The sequence below is a fragment of the Vagococcus silagei genome (genome assembly GCF_004795745.1).
Classification (GTDB): Bacteria; Bacillota; Bacilli; order Lactobacillales; family Vagococcaceae; genus Vagococcus; species Vagococcus silagei.
The window spans coordinates 1-19,153 of the sequence record NZ_SDGV01000024.1 but is presented as its reverse complement, the minus strand read 5'-3'; the positions used below and the strand labels follow the sequence as shown (position 1 = coordinate 19,153).

Sequence of the window (19,153 nt, the reverse complement as noted above, 5' to 3'; positions counted from 1 at the left end):
TTTCTCAATTTATAAAAATACTGTGAGACTAATATCAGCCTCACAGTATTTTTTTATTTTCTTCTTAATAAAATTCCATAACCTATAGTAATTAAACTTAAACCTAACAATGTCGAAATAATTTGTTTTTTCTCATTTGTTTTCGGCAACTCTTTCGTCTTTTTAGGATAAGTTGGTTTCTTAGGTTTCTTAGGTTTCTTAGGTTCTTTAGGTTCTTTAGGTTCTTCTGGTTTGTTAGGTGTATTTTCAAAAGTCAATGTCAATGGTACTAATGTGTTTTGATTTTTAAAAATTGAAAATTTTAAAAGTTTATGATCGATTTGGTAACCGATTGGTGCTTTAATTTCTTTAAAATAATAATCACCAGGTTCTAAATGATCAACTGAAAGATAACCTTCTGAATTTGTAGTTAAACCTTCTCTAAAAATTTTTCCTTGATAATATAAATCAAAAACAGCACCACTTAGTCGTTTTTTAGAGTCTTGACTATCGACTTTTTTCAAACGAACACTAGCTAAAAATTCCGGTGTTTTTTGATTAACAAAAACCAATTCTTTCGTAATCTCAGTATTTTCATCATTTGAAATTGTAAAATGCAGAGGTTTTTCATCTAATTGATAACCGGTTGGCGCTTTTGTTTCGATAAAATAATAATCACCGGGGACTAAATCTGAAACTTTAAGGTACCCTTGTGCATTCGTGGTTAGACCAGTTTTTATTAATTGATTATTTAAATATAACGAAAATTCTGCTCCAGCCAACCCCATATTTTTATTATCTGACCCAACTTTTTTCAGTTGAACACTCTTTAATTGTTTTGTTTTCTTTTCATTTTCAAATGTTAATTTTAATATTTGATGCGTATTAATACCAATTGTAAATTTCAATTCTTTATTTGATAATTGGTAACCATTCGGAGCTTCAACTTCTTTAAATGAATAATTACCTAATTTTAAATCGACAACTTTTAAATAACCATCTTTATCTGTTTCCAAGTTTTCTTTGATCAATTGACCTTCATGATACAAATCAAATTTCGCACCAGCTAAGCCTTTACTTTTCTCAATACTATCAATTTTTCTTAATTCGACACTACCTAATGTTTCGGGTGTTTTTGTATTCTTCGCTAATAAAGAAATATTTTCATTTGAGTCGGAAGTAATTGTAAATTTAAGTTCTTGAACACTTAATTCATACCCTGTTGGTGCCGATATTTCCTTAAAGTAATAATTACCAGCTGTTAAATCCGTAACTTTTATTAAGCCGTCTCTGTCTGTTGTGTATGTTCCAACTTTGGTTCCTGACTCAGTATATAGTTCAAATTTAGCTCCTGATAGTACTTTTGTTGAATCTGTACTATCTACTTTTTTCAGTTGAACTTTCCCTTTTTCGACTGGAGTTTTAGTATTTTTTGCTGTTAACTCAATTAACTGTGTATCATTTTCTTTGATTGTGAACGGGAGCTTTTCGGAACTTAGTTGATACCCATCTGGTGCAGTAAGTTCTTTAAAATAATACTTACCAACCTCTAAATCTGATACCTTAATTAAGCCTTCGCTATTTGTTGAATATGTTCCAACTTTAATTCCTGACTCAGTGTAGAGCTCAAATTTAGCTCCTGATAGTACTTTTGTTACATCCGTACTATCCACTTTTTTCAGTTGAACTTTCCCTTTTTCGACTGGAGTTATAGTATTTTTTGCTGTTAACTCAATTAGCTGTGTATCATTTTCTTTGATTGTAAATGGGATTTTTTCAGAGCTTAATTGATATCCATTTGGTGCAGTAAGTTCTTTAAAATAATACTTACCAACCTCTAAATCTGATAACTTAATTAAGCCGTCTCTGTCTGTTGTGTAGGTTCCAACTTTGGTTCCTGACTCAGTGTAGAGCTCAAATTTGGCTCCTGATAATACTTTTGTTGCATCTGTACTATCCACTTTTTTCAGTTGAACTTTTCCTTTTTCGACTGGCGTTTTAGTATTTTTTGCGGTTAACTCAATTAACTGTGTATCGTTTGCTTTGATTGTAAACAGGATTTTTTCAGAGCTTAATTGATACCCATCTGGTGCAGTAAGTTCTTTAAAATAATAATCACCTACAGCCAAATCCGTTACCTCAATTACGCCGTCACTGTTGGTTGTATAAGTGTCTATTTTCGTCCCATCTTTTTTATATAGTCCAAATTCTGTACCTGGTAATACTTTAGTTGCATCTGAACTATCTACTTTTTTTAGCTTAACCCTGCCAACATTTTCAGGTAACTTCTCATTGATTGCTTCCACTTCTAGAGTTTGCTTGCTATGCTCTGAGATAGTAAATGAAATTTTTTCTGGGCTAATTTTGTATCCATCTGGAGCTTTATCTTCTTTAAAATAATAGCTACCCGGTTTTAAATCAGACACCTCAATTACACCATTTTCATCTGAAATTAAATTTGAAGCTACCAATACATCTGCTGTAGTGTACAGACTAAAGACTGCTCCCTCAAGAAATGTTTTCTTATCCTGATCGCCATATTTAATTAAGCGAACGCCACCTTTATTTTTATGCCAGTCCCAACGATGTGTTTCTCCTTGCCCTTCATAAGTGTTCACTATAATCGAACCATCGATGTTCTTACTTCCAGTTAAGTTTACCTTAGGTGCTAGAATAGTCCCTTGCCAAGTTGAATCTAAATAGATATCTCCCTCGAATGGATTAACTCCATTAATAAAAGTCCAAAGTAACGTTCCATCACTAAAATCAGTTGCTTCATGATTATCACGTTCACTTCCATCAACATAACGTAATTTTATTTGTGATTTTGCGGTAAAAGCAGTGTAATGTTTAAAATCGACTATTAGATAAACATTTTTAACATTTGACCCATATCCTGATTCTAATCCAGAAATATAAAGAGGTGTTTCTAATGTTAATATTTCAGCATCAATCCGGATAAAGACATCTTTTTTATCAATTTGACTTACATCAATATTTCGATTGTTTCGATCTGGAAAATCTGATTCTGAGTAAGATTTATCAGGGGTAATCGCAGCAAGTTCTTGACTACGTTGGTTAAGCTTTACAAATTCTTGCTCAAAGTTTATATACTCATCGTCATTATCTTGAAAAACTTCATTTTTGGTCAGACGATCTAGTGGTGTATTCTTAACAAAAACTCGATTTGGATTTGATACGTCTACATCAACATTCTTTCCAAACACAACCTTAGTTTGTGGACCTGTTGGAAATGAACCAGAAACGATCGTCTTAAAATCTTGAATATAGTGGTACTCTTTTTCTGTAAAATTCTTAGTACCTAAATCAGCATTACCATCTAGGTATTTAGTTGCTATATTTCCATTCGTATGACTACCAGGATACACTCGATTAGCAAAAATATGAAAATATTGTGCGGCTCCTAAATAACTATCCTGTGCTTCTGGTACATCTTGATAAAAATTTCCCCCATCTTGAACATTAGGAGAAGATGCCTCTACAACTGGCATAGGTAAGAACATAAAAACTAAACCTAAAACCAGCAAATATAAAACGTTTTTGCGTTTCATTTATGCCACATCCTTTCAACTATTGTTATTTTAAAATCCCCTGTATCTAAAACACTACACCTGTAACTGTACAAAATCAACATTTGTGCAACAAAAAATGAATATGTGCAAATAACTATACATTAATTGAATAAACCGTCGTTATTTAATTATAAACTATGCGTTCACAGACTAAAATCACTAAACAGTTCAGAAAACTTTCAGCTCAGAAGAAAAAGAATCATTTGTAAATTTACATTTTGTTTAATAAAAATAAAAAAGCACTCTTTTTAGAGTACTTTATGTTATTAGATTTTTATTCATTTAAGCGCCAAATTATTTTGGGTTCATACTTTTTATTCGATTCCGCCATTTTTCCGCATACAAAATTTACAACTTCCTCACCAATTTTTTGCGGCGTGAAATCAATTGTTGAAAAATCGAGCACTTCACTAAAAGTAGTGTTACCTTCACCGATCAGAAGAAAATCATGATTATGCTGATAACCCAAATGTTCTAATCCCTTTAGTACACCAGCAGCAGTATCGTCTCCGTTAATATAAAACACTTCCGGAATCTTTTTATTTGAAAATGTTTTTAAAACCCATTCTTTACCAATTTCGTAACCTGAAATATTCGTATAGTAGTCTCTACCTTCAATCGCTTTTCCAAAATACATCTCAAAAGCCTTCACTTTATCAAAAGTACTTTGACTTCGGGCAACTCCTCTTTGAACAGTAAATACAATATCTGTATCATGTGCATTTTTTAATTCTGCAAATAATAGTTCATAGCATCTTTGTCGGTCAGAATATATCATTGGAATTTTGTCACTGATTAGCTTTTCCGTGGAAATGATTTTGCCTTTCATATTTAAAGCTTCCCAAGCTTCAATGTTACTAGTTCTGGTAGTTAAAATTAAACTATCGATTGTTTTTTGTTCCAATAATGAGAAATAATCAAATTCAATCTTTTCTTCGTGATAAGTCGGTAGTAATAACACCTTTTGTCCATTTAAATTGGCTTGATCAAGAATACTATTTATCAATGATTGATAACAAAGATTATTATACGGTAGTGTCACTCCAATTGTATTACTTTTACCTTTGCTCAAATTTATTGCATTACCATTTGGCACATAACCTGTTTCCTCAATCACCCTTAATACTTTTTCACGAATTTCACTAGAAACGTATTTTTCTTGGTTAATTACCCTTGAAACTGTCGTTTTAGAGACACCTGTCATATCAGCAATTTTTTGGATATTCATTTTAGTCATAACCAGTTCCTCCATATCCTTTGTTGAGTCCAGTCTCCGCTCATCAAAAATCTGTTAAATCATTTTCTCTGTTATAGTCGATAATCTTTTCTTTTATAAATTTGCCAACCTAATAAAAGAAAGAGAACGGAAAGGCCCAACATGACACCAAACTCTGTTACATTTAAATTCTCATTTAACATTTTTGATGGTGTTGCCAATTGAATTGGTGAAAGATTCTCAGCCCAAGAAAATTTATCGCTTAGACCAGCTAAAATTCCCAACATAAAAGTACCAAATACCAGTGCCATCGCAAAAGAAGTAACTTGTTTTGCGGATTTAATAAACGTTGAAATCAGTATACCCAAATTGTAAAACAATATTAATACAACTACTTCATTTAAAAATATTAGACTGCTTTTCTCTATAAATGTTTGAATATGATAATCATCAGGTTTAACTGCATAGCCAAAAGTGATGGTTACAAGCCAAAGTAACAGCCATAACATGATTAATAAAACTAAACGCGCGAAATACTTTCCAAAAAAGAGTGAGCTACGATTTAAGGGTTGCGAATACAAAAACTCAATCGTACCATCTGTTTCCTCTTCGATTAATGCATTACCGCCACTCATACTTGCGTAAATACAAACAGCAATAAAAATATACTGAAAAACATAAGCAAAATATCCCGGCAGTTCCAACAAACTCTTACCGTCTTCCAAATGGAACATCTTAAGCATATTTGAAGGTAAAGCATTCATTTTATCAACCACAATACTTTCCATTGCGCTATCTTGCATCATGGGGAAAAAATACATAAACATACCTAAAATTATCCCAACAATCAAAAACCACATCAGCATTTTTTTCCATTCCTTGTGCCATTCAAATTGCATTAATATCATGTTAGTTCTCCCCCTTTACATATAGTGATAAAAATTTATCTTCCAATTCTTGGGGGCGAATAGTAAAGTCGATAATTCTTTCATCATAAAAAAGTGGGAAAAGCTGTCTCACATCATGTTGGACATGAAACGTTAGTGAATTCATATCACTTTGTAATAATCGACAACCTTGATTTTCAAAAGATTCTTTTGGTAAATCATTGCCATATAAGACCAATACTTTTTCTTTTAGATGAGACTCTTTTAATTTTTCTTCCGCAATAATCTTACCTTCTTTTATAAATGCAGCTTTTTCACAATGAGTTTGTACCTCTTTTAGATCATGACTTGAGAGGATGATTGTCATTCCTTGTTTATTTTTTTCTTCCAATATTTCAAATAAGCGAAATTGAATGAGTGGATCCAACCCGTTAGTGGGTTCGTCTAAAATCAACAGTTTTGGTTGGGGCAAAAGTCCGCAAATAATCGCAACTTTTCTTTTATTCCCTAAAGATAATTCTCGAAATTTTTTGTTTAATTGTAAATCAAATAGTTCTGTATAATATGCCATTTGTTGATTAAAATCAACAACATGATGAAATTTTGCCACTAATCGGAAAATATCTTTCACTTTCATACTATCGTAGTAAGAAACATCACTAGAAACATAACTTGTCATTTTCTTGATCTCGGCACTCTCTTTTGCACAATCCAAATTAAAGATAGCTGCTTCGCCACTTGTCGCAAAAATCATATTTAATAAAATTCTTATTAGAGTTGATTTTCCAGCACCATTGGGACCAATCAAGCCAAAGAATTCACCTTCATTAATTGATAGATTTAGGTCTTTTAATGCAAAATGAGAACCATATTTCTTGGATAAATCAAACACATCAATTGCTTTATTCATACGAACCACCTCCAGAGTTTTGATACCTACATTATATCATTATCTAACGAATACAAAATAATTGAAATAAATAAAACATTTGTTTAATTCGCTTTTTTAATTTATGAAATAAAAAAATGCATCTCGACATAATTCGAAATGCATTACTTTTCCATCTATTATTTTCGATATTTTTTAACTAAAATTAATGTTGTGATTGCAAGTGAAGCATTTAAGATTTGAGTAATTTCATTGATTAAACCTAATGTTGAAAACGCAATACCATTAATAATATTCATCCCAATCATCGCAATCGCTGCGAATGTAATCCCAAAAGAAATAATCGTCCAAAATGTAATACTGTGGCCTGCTGAATCTTTTGTTTCAATCAATAGTTTAATTTGAGGTATAAAAGAATAAACTATGAAAACTCCTCCAACCATACCTAATGCTGTTAATATTGTTTTAATTACCATAACTGTTAATCTCCTTCTCCCTATCTGAATAACAAAAATTATACCCTAATACTTATACCAATAACATAAACAATTGTTTATTTCAAATATATCACTATTCATGAACTAATTATACATCACTATCTGTGTGAACGTCTACACAAAGTTGCTAAAAAAAAGAAGAGTAGTCTCTGCTACTCTTCGTATTAAAATGTTAACGTTGTTTTGCTGAACCATTTCCATGGCCTGGTTCAAATTTTTGACCATCTACTTCACTAATAATCAAATAATGAGTGGGATTTTTGACTTGTCGATAAGTCAAACCACTATCTACTTTTAAGAACACATAGCCATCAGGAGGACGGTTCCAACCACCACCCGTAGGAATCACTCCACCTGCTTGTTCATTATCAGATATTACCTCTGAGTCATCTTTTATCGTTTCTACTTCTGTCACTTCGCGTTTTTTCTCATCTTCTTTAGCTTTATGCTCAGTTTCTTTTTTACGATCCTCACTTTTCTTAGATAAGTCATCATATGTTTCTTGGTGCTCACCATAATACTTTGTTAAATCGCCTGTTTCATATTTCGTTAAAGCTAGGGCATCCTTTGTTTTTTTAGATTGATTTTCAAGTTTTTTCTTTTCGTCAGCTTCCAAATTCCCCTCTAAAAGAAGCTTGTCTGAAGAAGTAACAAGCTTTTTAGCTTTTTCTTCTGATGCAGAAAATTCTTTTTCAATTTCACTTTTCTTCGTTTCAACTTCTTTATTAAATGCTTGCGATGCTTCTTTACATTCCTTGACTGTTTCAATATTATTAGCGTTGTCAAAGAATTTTATATTTTCCGTTTGTTTTGTTGCTAGCGTCTTTTTATCTTGCTCAGAAACAAAACGATTTTTTTCTAACTTTTCAGATACACTATTTTCTTTCTTTAAATCATTAACCAATCCAGTTAGAACTGTTTGATTACCTTTCATCTGTTCAGATAAATTTTCAATCTTAGTTGCCAAACTTCTAACTGGTTTAACTTTTTTCGGTGTTTGAAGCTCTTTCAATTCATTATCTAAATCTTTAACTTTTAAAAGATCAGTTTCAACAATATACTTTTCCTGACTTACTTCCTCTAACTTCTTGAATTGGCTAGCCAATTTTGTTTGTTCATTTTGAGCAACTTCTGTTTCTTTTTTTTCGATTCTTTCGTCAACTTCAACCAAAAATGAATCTTCTTTAGACATCATTTCATCTAATTGACGTCTAGTTTTTTTATTTTTACTATCTTTTATTTCAGTTAAATCTTGTTCTAAACGTTGTTGGTCATCTTTAGAAACAAACTCCGAAGCTATTTTCTTTTGTATTCGAATTTCTTGCTTTGATTGGCGTTCCATCACTCCTTTATATGAAGCAGCGTCAACACCAGTTGCAACAGCTCCTACCAAAGAGAATGATAAAATAATCCCCACAATATCTTTTCTTAGTTTCATTGTTCTTTCCCTCCCATTGAATCTCGATAACGACGTTGGTTCAATAAAATACGATAATCCTGAAACGAAATTTCTTTACGATTCTTATGACTAGCATATCTTTGAAGGAATTGATAATAGCCATCTAACTCTCGAATGCATTTTTCTAGTGCTCTCGCGGCACGATTTTTTTTCAATTCAGAACTATCGTTCAATTCTTGAAACCATACCTCTGATTTTCGATTAAGATGACTCGAAAGTTGATAGTCCAAGAAGAACAAAAATTCTTTATCGTCTAAAATATCAGGTTGATAATCTTTTAAAAACTTCTTCAATTGATCATAATTTGAACTCTCAACTCGATTAAACAATGCATAAAAGGTTACAATTCCCATACCAACAGCATAAAAGATTAATGGGTTTATGCGGACTACGTCAACCGCTACAAAAATACTAATCGAAACAATTAAAATTCCTGATATAAGGAAAATATTGCGATGATAATGCGTATGTTTTTTATAGAGGGATTTAATCTGTTTAAACTCATTCATCAAAAACACTCCTTTTTTAATTTTACCCATACGTATATGATAGCCTTTTCTTTCTTCGGTGACAACAGCTTTAATGAACTATTTCACATAATCAGATTGATTTCCATTCAAAATAGAACGTTAGTTACCTAACTATCATTATTATGCAGATTTTCTTCCCATTGAATTTTTTTCACTTTAAATAACCGTGTTATTATATAAATATAAGTAAGTATACTAGATGCAAGGAGAATATATTATGAAAGGTATTAGATATATTGATACACATGCTCACCTTTAGTTTAAGGACTACTTAGTGGATTTGAACGTTGCTGGTTCTCCTAATGCTACCCGTTTTTACAATTTATAAATAAAATGCAAAAAGAGCTGTGAATCAAAGCAAAATTCACAGCTCTTTTTTTGAAGTCTTATTCTGTTAGAAAATGAATCATCTGTTCCGGATTATTTATAAAGAGTGACATATCAAGATAAGCTTCAGTTTCTTCATATTCAATTTCCTGCAAAATATCATGAGAAATATTATATATTGTTGCATTCGGTGCTGCTAGTAGGACTGGTGAATGTGTAGCAATTATAAATTGACAGCCCTCACGACTTAAATCCATAATTTTTTTTAGCAATGTTAATTGTCTTGATACTGACAAGCCTGATTCCGGTTCGTCCAAGATATAGAGCCCGTTTGCTATAAAACGATTTGTGATAATCGATAGCATTCCCTCACCATGTGACATCTCATGTAATCCACGTGAGCCATAATAATCAGATACGAGTAAATTTTCAATTTCTGAGGCAATATTATAGTAATTCTCTGCTCTTAAAAAAAATGAAAAATCTGGGATTTGTCCTTTTCTTACTAAAGTCACCGAATCTGCTAAGTTAGAATGACTATCAAAAGTTGAAAAATTAAAATTCTTCGAACCACCTTCTGGATTAATGCCAAATTGAATTGCGATAGCTTCTAATAATGTAGATTTTCCGGAGCCATTTTCACCTGCAAAAAAGGTGATACTAGAATTGAATTCCAGACCGTCTTCTAAGTGTATAATTGACTCAACAATCGGCAAATTAAAAGGATACGTATTTGTATCTGGCTTACAAATTTTCATTCCATTAATAAACATTGACTTCTCCTTCATAGAGTTATTACATGTTTTAAACATACTTCAATGCTGAATTGCTTATTTTAATCATCATATCACGATACTAACAAAAAAACAGTACGACTCATAAGCAAGCAATACTGTCACCGAAACAAAATTTAATCTTTATCAATTACCTGACTAACAGGTGAAAATTCTTTTTTATTAAGTAAGCAAGTCTTTTTTGGTAATGCCCAATTATTATTAACTCCAACAACCCTTAAGACTACAGTTAATGCGATAATGATCAAATAAAATACTGGCTGCATTGGTACAGTGTAATAAATTACGACTGCAATCAAGATGGACCAACTTCCGTAAACTTCTGCACATAAAACACTTGGCTTCTTGCCTGCAAGAAGATCTCGAATGACACCACCACCAGTACCAGTTAAGATGGCTGCTGCAATCACTGGTCCAATTTGACCATTAATATCTAAACCATACAGCGCACCAGAAATACTGAAAGCAGCTAAACCAATTGCATCAGAAACAATCTCAAATTTTTTCCATGCCTTGAATTTTTTAGGAAAAAGGTAAACAAAAAATATCGTGGCAAATGACACATAAAATAGATTTGTCTGACTCCAAAAAATCGACATGGGTAAGTCCAAGACAATATTTCTAAGTACACCACCACCAAAGGCCGTCACAAAGCCCAAAACAGTAATACCTAAAATATCATAGTCCTCTTCCATTGCGACCATTGCGCCTGATAATGAAAAAGCGATTGTACCTATGACACTAGTCACATACAAGATATCCATTGATTTTACCTTCCTAACCATCGCAACACACATACAGTTGCACATTATAATATTAATCCGCTTACATTTTAAACAATAGGCATCTAATTTTCGTCAGATTCCATCAACACGATAGCTAAAATTTTAGTTTTTGTCTAATATTTTGCTTTTATTTAAAAATAAAAGAAGTTGGTAATTCACCAACTTCAAAATTTATTATGACAGTAATTTTTTGATGTCTTCTTCTAGTGCTTCTGGTGTCGTTTTTGGTGCAAATCGAGAAACTACTTTTCCTTCTTGATTAATTAAGAATTTTGTAAAGTTCCACTCAATCTTTGTACCTCCAGTTTCCTGAATCAAATAATCATAAAGTGGTGCTTTATTCTTACCGTTTACCTTTATTTTGGCAAACATTGGAAACGTGACACCATAATTCAATTGACAAAATGATAAGATATCATCATTTGATTTTGGATCTTGATTTAAAAATTGATTACAAGGAAAACCTAAAATCACAAGTCCTTCATCTTTATATTTAGTATAAAGCTTTTCTAATCCCTCAAACTGTTTGGTAAAACCACACTTACTTGCAGTATTCACAATCAAGACAACTTTTCCTGCATAATTTTGTAATGACTCTGTTGTACTATCCATTTTTTCCATTTCAAATTGATAAATTGACATACTAGTCACCATCCTTATTGTGTATATTTAGTTTATCATGGAAGTGGAAAATATTTAAATGAGAGGACTTACAATCTTTTTAACACACGTATGTTGATTAAACATAATTGCTAACTAAAAATTCAAGGTATCATTCTCTAAATTTCAATTTATACTGATTTTCAATTCTTAATCGTTCTTTGTAGATAAATTCTTCATTTATCATCTTTACATAATACGTATAGCGAAAACTTTCCTGATACGTAGCTTCTTTGGTATTTTTTATTCGCGCCTGTTCCTTTTGAATTGGAGAGGGTTTATATAACGAAGAATAATTGTTAATTACTTTATCCCTATTCTTTTGAATATCCATAATACATTTATCTGATTCTAAAAATTGATAGCCTTTTTTGATTGATATTGATTTTTTTATTGTTTCATTATCTTTTATTGAATAATCGTTTCTATTAATAAAGATACTTAATTCATCCCGTTCTAAGTCCACCGGAAAAAGAAATACTTCATTCTTTATGTCTAAATAATTTAATATTGAAATTAAAATATTAGAAAATCCTATTTCTTTAGCGTAAGTTTCAAAAGAATCTAAAATGTTAAAATATAAGGCATAAAATTCATTAAGATCATCTTTTTCTGATGATGGATTCCAATCAAAATCAAAATCGATGCATTCTGTATTTATCCTGATATTTCCATTTAAAAACATTTTCTTAAATTTTATACTACTTCGAAAATTAAGGCTTTGATTGCTATTGTAAGAACTAAATTTTAATTTGACCTTGGTACCACATTTTAAGTTTATTATTTGTTTTAACTTCTTGATATTTTCTTCATTAAACGATAATTCACTCAGTTTTTCTTGAAGATAATCAAAATGTGAATAAACAGATCCAAAATCATAATAATTTATTTCTAGTAAAGTTAACAATTGAGTTAAAATATTTGAAGATATATCATAGAATTTATTATCTCTTATCTTGCAAAGAGTTTGTCGACTTATCCCAGTATCCTCAGATAATTTATTGATACTCATATTATTCGTTGCCAATATTTCCTTAAAATTATTTTTATATATTTTCCTAACATCAATTAAATTATATCAATCGGAGAGTGTAAAATAGTGTAACTTGAATACTAAAAATCTTTAATACTATTGATTTAATCATATTTGTTTATTATTTTGCCAATAAACAAATAGTTTCGGCTCTTCTCTTTTTTGTACTTTTTGCGTCCCTTGATCGATAAAATAGTAACGTTTATAGGTAAGCATCTCTATTAATACATCTTTCACATTCTTTTTAGTAGCAAGATATTCATCACCGTTATAGACTGATTCTTTTTTTTCAACAAAATCGGTTAATTCATAGTAAGCAACAATTGGACGATACGTATTAATCACTGGGCTCTCTTCTCTGATAATCCAGCACATATCATCTAAACTTAGATAATCTAACCTCACACTTGTCGCTAGACAAATAAATACTTCTTCAAACTCTTGTTCATAACTCATAATAAAACTCCTCTTTTTTATTATTTAGAAATTGATATTTTGATATCGATTTTAAATACGCAAAAGAAAAGGAGAATTTTTATTTTTCCATTTAAATTTTAGTGTTAATGATATATCATTTGAAATATAAAAGAGGTGAGGCTGACCCAAAAGTCTCTTAAAATAAAACAAGCATTCAAAAATGACTAATGTAGTGCATGTAATGGCAACCCTTTTTTTGACAAAAATTATAAGGTGTCAAAATTTTATAGCTGTTATCCGATTACCCTTGACCATGAGCCTCTCCAACTGTAAGTAATTTGCGAGGAATTGACTTTAAAAATCAACTCGCTATCTCACGATTATCACAGTTGGACTCATCCTCAAGGGAAGCTATCGCTAATCTCTGCGCTCTGACTCCAAGAGGCGTTGAATATGCCAGTGCACCGTGTAATCGAAAATGATTCCACCAATGCACATAATCATATAATGCAACTGATAATTCTTTCATTGTCGAAAATTGATTTTGGTAAACAAATTCTGCTTTAAACGATTTATACGTAGACTCTGCAACTGCATTTTCCCATAGATTTCCCTTTCTACTTAAAGAGCGTTCAATCCCAAAGGTTTGTAGTAATGAGTCAATTGTGTAGTTATCAAATTCTTTCCCTCTATCTGTATGGAATAATTGAATATTAGATAAAGCATATGGAATTGAGTAAAAAGCTTGTTTGATGAGTTCAACATCCTTGTTTAGTCCACAACTAAATCCAATAATTTCTCGATTAAATAGATCAAGAATGAGACAGACATAATGCCAATGATTGCCGACCCTAACATAAGTTTAATCAGTCACAATTTTTTCCAGTGGTATATGAGAAACAAAGTTTCGATTTAGTTGATTTTTTATCTGTGCCTCATTTGTTTTAGGTGCCAAAACTTTAAATTTAGCCTTCGTATAGACTGAAACCAAATGTCGCTGTCTCATGATTCTTCTGATTTTTCTTCTACTTAAAATGATGCCATCTAGACTTAATACTTTTTTTATTTTTCTAGCACCGTAAGCTTTTTTATTTTGTTGAAAAATTTTTTCGACTCTTTCTTCAACTTCACTTTCAAGTAACGGCTTTTTTTCTTTATAGTAATAGGTCTGTCTAGAAATATTAAGGACTCGACACATTGCTGATATAGAATACTTATGTTTATTGGCAGAGATTACTTGCCTTTTCGTCCGAATATCAGCGCCGTTTGCTTTAAAATATCATTTTCCATTTCAAGATTTTTTAGTTCTTTTCGAAGTTTAATCAACTCTTTTTGTTCAGGCGTTAAATTGTCTTTTTCAGAAAATGACCCTGACGTTTTACTTTGTTTTACCCATTTGTCAAAGGTTGAAGGGGTTAACTCATATTCATGAATAATATCTACTCGTGACTTTCCTGATTGATAAAGATCCACCACTTGTTGTTTGAATTCTTTTGAAAATGTTCTTCTAGGCTTACGTTCTGACATGACTATTCCTCCAGTGTGTTTTCTTATGTTTATCACACCTTATTTTTTCTGTCTAGTCAAGTGTAGCCTATCCACTATAGGCAAAACACTAGCAATAGATGAAAACATTCAGACACCAAAAACAAGCTCTAGCGTGCGTGAAATAAGCCTAGATGATGAAACAATCAAGATATTGTCTAGGTGGCGTAGTATTCAACGTGAGGAATATTTTCAAATGGGATTTAACACAACAAGCGATAAACAATTTGTATTTACTAACGTACGCAATGAATTGTACTATCCTCAAATTGTTAATGACTAGTTAAAATACTTAATAAAAAAGTATAAGCTCCCTAAAATTACACCTCACAACTTTAGACACACGCATGCTAGTTTGTTATTACAAGCTGGTATACCAGTAAAAGAAGTAAGTGAGCGACTAGGACACAAGGATATTAAGATTACTTTAGAAATCTATAGCCATGTCATGCCTGAAGAAGCAGAAAAAACAGCCAATAAGTTTGCTAACTTTGTTGGATTTTAGAAAGGAATGAGAAGATGAACCTACCACAAGATTATTTAGATGATGTTTTAGTCCGTATGGCGTACCATTCAAGTGCGATTGAAGGAAATACCATTTCGTTAGCTGAAACAGTTTCAATCATCTTAGAAGATACGATCATATCACCTGAAAAGGGTATGAAAACGAGAGAGTTTTATGAAGTAGCCAACCATAAACAAGCATTTGATTATATTATCAGTGCTTTAAACAATGATGAGCCATTCTCTGAACTAGTTATCAAGAAAATACATGAGCTATTACTTGATCGTATTCAATTCGACAAAGGACAGTATAAAGCAACACAGAGCGCCATCATTGGTGCAACGTTCAATACTGCTAAACCTCATGAAGTACCTAACCTTATTTTACAATGGGTTGATAATACTTTGTATCGTTTAGAGATAGCGGAAAATATTGATGATGTAGCAGAAGTATTGGCAGATAGTCACATTCAATTTGAGCGTATTCATCCATTTAGTGACGGTAACGGACGTACTGGACGTATGATTAATATTTACCTGGCACTTATGACTGGTTATGCTCCTGTAGTTGTTAAAGTAGATGATAGAGCTTTATATATTAATCTATTATCAAAAGAAGATTCTCATGGATTAGCTAAACTTTTTAAAGAATCAATGGAGTTTGAAGCTGAACGAATGACACAATTTTCTTAATGCACAGACCTTTTCACAGACCCCACCTATTTAAGACAAAATAAAAAGGCAAGGAATGCTGATACAACAACGTTCCTAGCACATCTTATTAACTTATCCAACAGACCCTTCCATATAGGAAACGGCTTCTCAACCAGTGTCATTAACTATCAAACCAAGTTTTTAAGAGTTCTTATAGTAGTTTAGAGACTCAATATTTATCATTGATTGTCAAATTAAGATGGTCAAAATCTGGTCAATTTTGTATATGTTATTGGGAGCAATTTAAAAAGCTGTTTTGTTAAAAAATTCAGCTTTTTTATTCGCAATTTTCTTCAATAAAATCAGTTACATTTTTCTTGGTATTTTCAATGTTTATTTATAATAGTAACCATTACCTGAACAAAAATGTAACATGCTCTTCTCAAGCTTTCAGAAGTCTCATATCATTGTCAGGCAGAAATGTTTTCCCAATTTATACATAAGTATTTATATATTTGCCAATTTAAGGCATATTATTGAAACAAAGAAGAGAAACATTAAAGCCTCTCTCCTCACAATTAAATTTCGTTTAAATTGCATTTGTAGATATCATAGAAGCCAACACACTTAAACTTCTAAATTCTCTATTAGTATTAGAAGCAAGTATAAAACTTGGAAAGTCTGGGTCATACACATACAGAGCTAAATTTTCTATATCTATCTTATGAGTCTGACACATAGTGTTTATATATAGACTATCAGGATTTGTCCTTATATATTTTCCCAACATTTCAACATATTCAAAAAGTTGTTCTTTAGATAGTCCACGTATAGAATTACTAAAAAAAGCTTGTGGTAGATAAATAGTCGCTTTAACATTTTCAAACACAACTTGTATAGAAGCAGATGATTGTTCTTTGTTAAGAACTACATTTTTAATTAAGCCAACAGTCGACAGATTCTTATTGGAATCTCTCTCTGATATTTGGTGAAGAAGAACCGATATAAACGCTGGTTCTCTTGTTTTTGTACCATTTTGATCTAATTCTTCTTTACTTACTATACTATTGGGATCATACTTTATTCTAACCCCTGTCTTGACATCTTTGGAGTTAGGATCATCTGAATCCTTTTTAGACCTAGTAGTCTTTTTCTTATCTGACTTGGCTACTTTTTTTTCCTCTGGAGGATTTAAAAAATCTCTTAGCTTTTTACCCATGTTTTTATTTCTACGAGAAATACCATCATCTGATATATTTCCATTAATCTCAATATATACAGTTTCAGGTACAACCCTAATTGAGTCATCAGCATAATTACACTCTTCATTATGTTCAAAACCTTGTGGTTTTTTCAAGTAACCGCCTTCACGAGTTCTAACATAAATTAATTTCGCATCACAATTTTCATCTGGACAAAACAAGTGGTTCACGAAATCATCATAATTATTTTGATGCGGAATCCTTTTGACTTCGATAAATCTAGATTCACCATCCTTTGAATACAAAGCTTGACTAAATTTTACCATTACATCATTCCCTATCTATAATATTTTATAGAAAAGGTCGAAATTAATTCTAGTTTTGGATACTCTAAGCAAAAAAGCTTTACATTTTCAAAAACATTTGATAAACTTATAAGAGTTAACATTTTAGTTAGGTAATTGATTTTTGTGTTGTGTCTGCAACTAGTTCAACTAATATCAACCACGGGGATAGACTGCAATCTATGCCCTTTTTTTCTATTACTTGATAATATCACAATGTATTTATACAGTCAAATCTATAACACTATATATTGTGTCTCATTCTTTTATATAGATTGTAAACAAACTATATATTGAATACGAAAAACTAATTGTAGAACGCTACCAAATCCTCTGAACATAAAAATTAAAGATCATCCAACCCCTACATATAGTATGTAAAAAAATGTACTAAGATTTCAATTGATCTATTATCCCTTCTATATTCACTATTTTCCATTCTCCTCCCTCTATCAGCCTGTTTTCAACTTCTCCTTGTTTTTCATATATCATCCTAAAATCTAATTCTTTATTTTTGCATACACTATCAAGTCTATAAACCATAGAAATATATACATGAGTCACTGACGCACCTTTATCATCTATTTTAGTTATAGAATAACTATCCAATCTGATATCCTCATATTCTTTTCTAAATAGTCCAGCTTTTTCTTTCACTGAAACTTTTCCAAATATATTTTCAAAGTACAAACTAACTGGTGTACCAAAGTTTCCTTTTCTAATGCATTCTAAAAATTTAATAGCATTTGCTTCTGGTGTCCCATCTTTAATAGTAAAGTGCTCATAACCATTTTCAAATTTTCTTGGTTGCCATTCTTCAAGTAGCTTATCCATTTTTCGTAACTTCTTTTTGTGATCAGTGTATTTCCTAGCTATATCAAAAAAACTTGTTTCTTTACTTTTCTTTTTCTCTTCTAGATACTCTTCTCTTCTTTTTTCTTCACTTTCTAAAGACTGAATCCAGTCATTCACATAAAATAAAATGGCAAATGTCTTAATAGCAACTATCTTATTATTATATTTCAATTCCCTACCATGTAGTATACCGTTTCTATAAGGTAAATAAATCGGTTCGATATTAGTTTTTGTTCTATTTTTCTTTAAAATATCTACAAGAGAATTTAGTCCTGTAGAATGACCTGCAATACTATCCCATACGTCTAAGTCTGTCGCATCAGCAAATAACCCTGTTGGTTTAATGTCATTAACTATACCATCAACCAACATTAACACAATTGGGATACAGCTATGATATCTTTCTTCAAAATAGTCTTTTTTAGCCAAATTTAGTAACTCAGCTCTTTCTTTGAATATAGGTCTATAAGATAATATGTTAATTAGCCATTCTAGTTTTCCTTCATAATAATTCATAAGAAGACTTTCCCCATCTATTCCCTGTTCCACACATTCTTTCATTACTTTAACATCTAAAGAATCATGCGCAATCCATCCTCTAGAAGAAAATATTTCATTAAACTTATCTGGTAATTCTTTAATTTCTAATATCCTTTTTTCTAGCAAATCAAAATCTTCATCAATTTTAATACCAAACAATGAGGAAATACTGCTTAGAAGTTTAGCTCCTTGTATACTTTCTTCTAAATCACGTATAGTTTCATTTTTAGCTATCTTATCTCCCATTCAATCACCTCGTTTCTTATTATATCATCCTTCTTTAGCCAATGATAACCAATAGAAGCTATATGAAACATTTGTAGGTCTGTTTCATCTGCAATAACTCCCACAAGTATGTAGTACTTTTTAAGGATTTTCAGCTAAAAACTATTTTTCGTTTCATTTGCATATGAAACATAGAAATGATGTTAGTATGAAATCTT

16 protein-coding genes and 1 pseudogene are annotated in these 19,153 nt (G+C 31.3%); 2 read left to right on the top strand and 15 right to left on the bottom strand.

The window, feature by feature from the left end; all coding sequences use genetic code 11:
• Positions 1-53 precede the first annotated feature (53 nt).
• From ESZ54_RS10525 to ESZ54_RS10465, 13 genes and pseudogenes are all read right to left on the bottom strand, one after another.
• Complete coding sequence (locus ESZ54_RS10525; RefSeq protein ID WP_136137615.1) at positions 54-3,551, bottom strand: SpaA isopeptide-forming pilin-related protein; 3,498 nt, start codon at positions 3,549-3,551, stop codon at positions 54-56.
• Positions 3,552-3,846: 295 nt separating this feature from the next.
• A complete protein-coding gene (locus ESZ54_RS10520; protein ID WP_239433797.1) occupies positions 3,847-4,809 on the bottom strand; it encodes a LacI family DNA-binding transcriptional regulator in 963 nt (320 codons plus the stop codon).
• Between the two features lie 71 nt (positions 4,810-4,880).
• Positions 4,881-5,696: an ABC transporter permease subunit gene (locus tag ESZ54_RS10515; protein ID WP_136137614.1), complete on the bottom strand. Its 816-nt coding sequence runs from the start codon at positions 5,694-5,696 to the stop codon at positions 4,881-4,883.
• Position 5,697: 1 nt separating this feature from the next.
• A complete protein-coding gene (locus ESZ54_RS10510; protein WP_136137613.1) occupies positions 5,698-6,585 on the bottom strand; it encodes an ABC transporter ATP-binding protein in 888 nt (295 codons plus the stop codon).
• Between the two features lie 158 nt (positions 6,586-6,743).
• Positions 6,744-7,040 carry a PQ-loop domain-containing transporter gene (locus tag ESZ54_RS10505; protein WP_136137612.1) on the bottom strand — a complete coding sequence of 99 codons (297 nt, stop codon included), beginning with the start codon at positions 7,038-7,040 and terminating at the stop codon, positions 6,744-6,746.
• A 193-nt stretch (positions 7,041-7,233) separates the two neighbouring features.
• On the bottom strand, positions 7,234-8,499 hold the full coding sequence (locus ESZ54_RS10500; protein WP_136137611.1) for a hypothetical protein: 1,266 nt from the start codon (positions 8,497-8,499) through the stop codon (positions 7,234-7,236).
• A complete protein-coding gene (locus ESZ54_RS10495; protein ID WP_136137610.1) occupies positions 8,496-9,029 on the bottom strand; it encodes a hypothetical protein in 534 nt (177 codons plus the stop codon). The genes ESZ54_RS10500 and ESZ54_RS10495 overlap by 4 nt, the downstream gene beginning before the upstream one ends.
• A 407-nt stretch (positions 9,030-9,436) precedes the next feature.
• On the bottom strand, positions 9,437-10,135 hold the full coding sequence (locus ESZ54_RS10490; RefSeq protein WP_239433796.1) for an AAA family ATPase: 699 nt from the start codon (positions 10,133-10,135) through the stop codon (positions 9,437-9,439).
• 152 nt (positions 10,136-10,287) lie between these two features.
• Positions 10,288-10,935 (bottom strand): trimeric intracellular cation channel family protein, encoded by a 648-nt coding sequence (locus ESZ54_RS10485; protein WP_136137608.1) that lies wholly within the window; start codon positions 10,933-10,935, stop codon positions 10,288-10,290.
• A 195-nt stretch (positions 10,936-11,130) separates the two neighbouring features.
• A complete protein-coding gene (locus ESZ54_RS10480; protein WP_136137607.1) occupies positions 11,131-11,598 on the bottom strand; it encodes a glutathione peroxidase in 468 nt (155 codons plus the stop codon).
• A 130-nt stretch (positions 11,599-11,728) separates the two neighbouring features.
• Positions 11,729-12,643 carry a helix-turn-helix domain-containing protein gene (locus tag ESZ54_RS10475; protein WP_162615167.1) on the bottom strand — a complete coding sequence of 305 codons (915 nt, stop codon included), beginning with the start codon at positions 12,641-12,643 and terminating at the stop codon, positions 11,729-11,731.
• Positions 12,644-12,757: 114 nt separating this feature from the next.
• Positions 12,758-13,105 carry a hypothetical protein gene (locus ESZ54_RS10470; RefSeq protein ID WP_136137605.1) on the bottom strand — a complete coding sequence of 116 codons (348 nt, stop codon included), beginning with the start codon at positions 13,103-13,105 and terminating at the stop codon, positions 12,758-12,760.
• Positions 13,106-13,427: 322 nt separating this feature from the next.
• Positions 13,428-14,593 (bottom strand): annotated as a pseudogene (locus tag ESZ54_RS10465) (IS3 family transposase).
• 313 nt (positions 14,594-14,906) lie between these two features.
• Between ESZ54_RS10465 and ESZ54_RS12715 the strand changes: the two are divergent.
• Both ESZ54_RS12715 and ESZ54_RS10455 read left to right on the top strand, forming a co-directional pair.
• Positions 14,907-15,116, top strand: coding sequence for a tyrosine-type recombinase/integrase (locus ESZ54_RS12715; protein ID WP_275426555.1), 210 nt, complete (start codon positions 14,907-14,909; stop codon positions 15,114-15,116).
• Between the two features lie 14 nt (positions 15,117-15,130).
• On the top strand, positions 15,131-15,808 hold the full coding sequence (locus tag ESZ54_RS10455) for a Fic family protein (protein ID WP_136137604.1): 678 nt from the start codon (positions 15,131-15,133) through the stop codon (positions 15,806-15,808).
• Between the two features lie 550 nt (positions 15,809-16,358).
• Here ESZ54_RS10455 and ESZ54_RS10450 read toward each other — a convergent pair.
• On the bottom strand, positions 16,359-17,297 hold the full coding sequence (locus tag ESZ54_RS10450; RefSeq protein ID WP_136137603.1) for a hypothetical protein: 939 nt from the start codon (positions 17,295-17,297) through the stop codon (positions 16,359-16,361).
• Between the two features lie 408 nt (positions 17,298-17,705).
• Positions 17,706-18,956: a hypothetical protein gene (locus ESZ54_RS10445; protein ID WP_136137602.1), complete on the bottom strand. Its 1,251-nt coding sequence runs from the start codon at positions 18,954-18,956 to the stop codon at positions 17,706-17,708.
• Positions 18,957-19,153: the final 197 nt, after the last annotated feature.

Excerpts from the sequence above, each read along its gene's own strand:
- ESZ54_RS10525 (WP_136137615.1), bottom strand. The coding sequence starts at position 3,551 with ATGAAACGCAAAAACGTTTTATATTTGCTGGTTTTAGGTTTAGTTTTT.
- ESZ54_RS10520 (WP_239433797.1), bottom strand. The coding sequence starts at position 4,809 with ATGACTAAAATGAATATCCAAAAAATTGCTGATATGACAGGTGTCTCT.
- ESZ54_RS10515 (WP_136137614.1), bottom strand. The coding sequence starts at position 5,696 with ATGATATTAATGCAATTTGAATGGCACAAGGAATGGAAAAAAATGCTG.
- ESZ54_RS10510 (WP_136137613.1), bottom strand. The coding sequence starts at position 6,585 with ATGAATAAAGCAATTGATGTGTTTGATTTATCCAAGAAATATGGTTCT.
- ESZ54_RS10505 (WP_136137612.1), bottom strand. The coding sequence starts at position 7,040 with ATGGTAATTAAAACAATATTAACAGCATTAGGTATGGTTGGAGGAGTT.
- ESZ54_RS10500 (WP_136137611.1), bottom strand. The coding sequence starts at position 8,499 with ATGAAACTAAGAAAAGATATTGTGGGGATTATTTTATCATTCTCTTTG.
- ESZ54_RS10495 (WP_136137610.1), bottom strand. The coding sequence starts at position 9,029 with ATGAATGAGTTTAAACAGATTAAATCCCTCTATAAAAAACATACGCAT.
- ESZ54_RS10490 (WP_239433796.1), bottom strand. The coding sequence starts at position 10,135 with ATGAAAATTTGTAAGCCAGATACAAATACGTATCCTTTTAATTTGCCG.
- ESZ54_RS10485 (WP_136137608.1), bottom strand. The coding sequence starts at position 10,935 with ATGGATATCTTGTATGTGACTAGTGTCATAGGTACAATCGCTTTTTCA.
- ESZ54_RS10480 (WP_136137607.1), bottom strand. The coding sequence starts at position 11,598 with ATGTCAATTTATCAATTTGAAATGGAAAAAATGGATAGTACAACAGAG.
- ESZ54_RS10470 (WP_136137605.1), bottom strand. The coding sequence starts at position 13,105 with ATGAGTTATGAACAAGAGTTTGAAGAAGTATTTATTTGTCTAGCGACA.
- ESZ54_RS10455 (WP_136137604.1), top strand. The coding sequence starts at position 15,131 with ATGAACCTACCACAAGATTATTTAGATGATGTTTTAGTCCGTATGGCG.
- ESZ54_RS10450 (WP_136137603.1), bottom strand. The coding sequence starts at position 17,297 with ATGGTAAAATTTAGTCAAGCTTTGTATTCAAAGGATGGTGAATCTAGA.
- ESZ54_RS10445 (WP_136137602.1), bottom strand. The coding sequence starts at position 18,956 with ATGGGAGATAAGATAGCTAAAAATGAAACTATACGTGATTTAGAAGAA.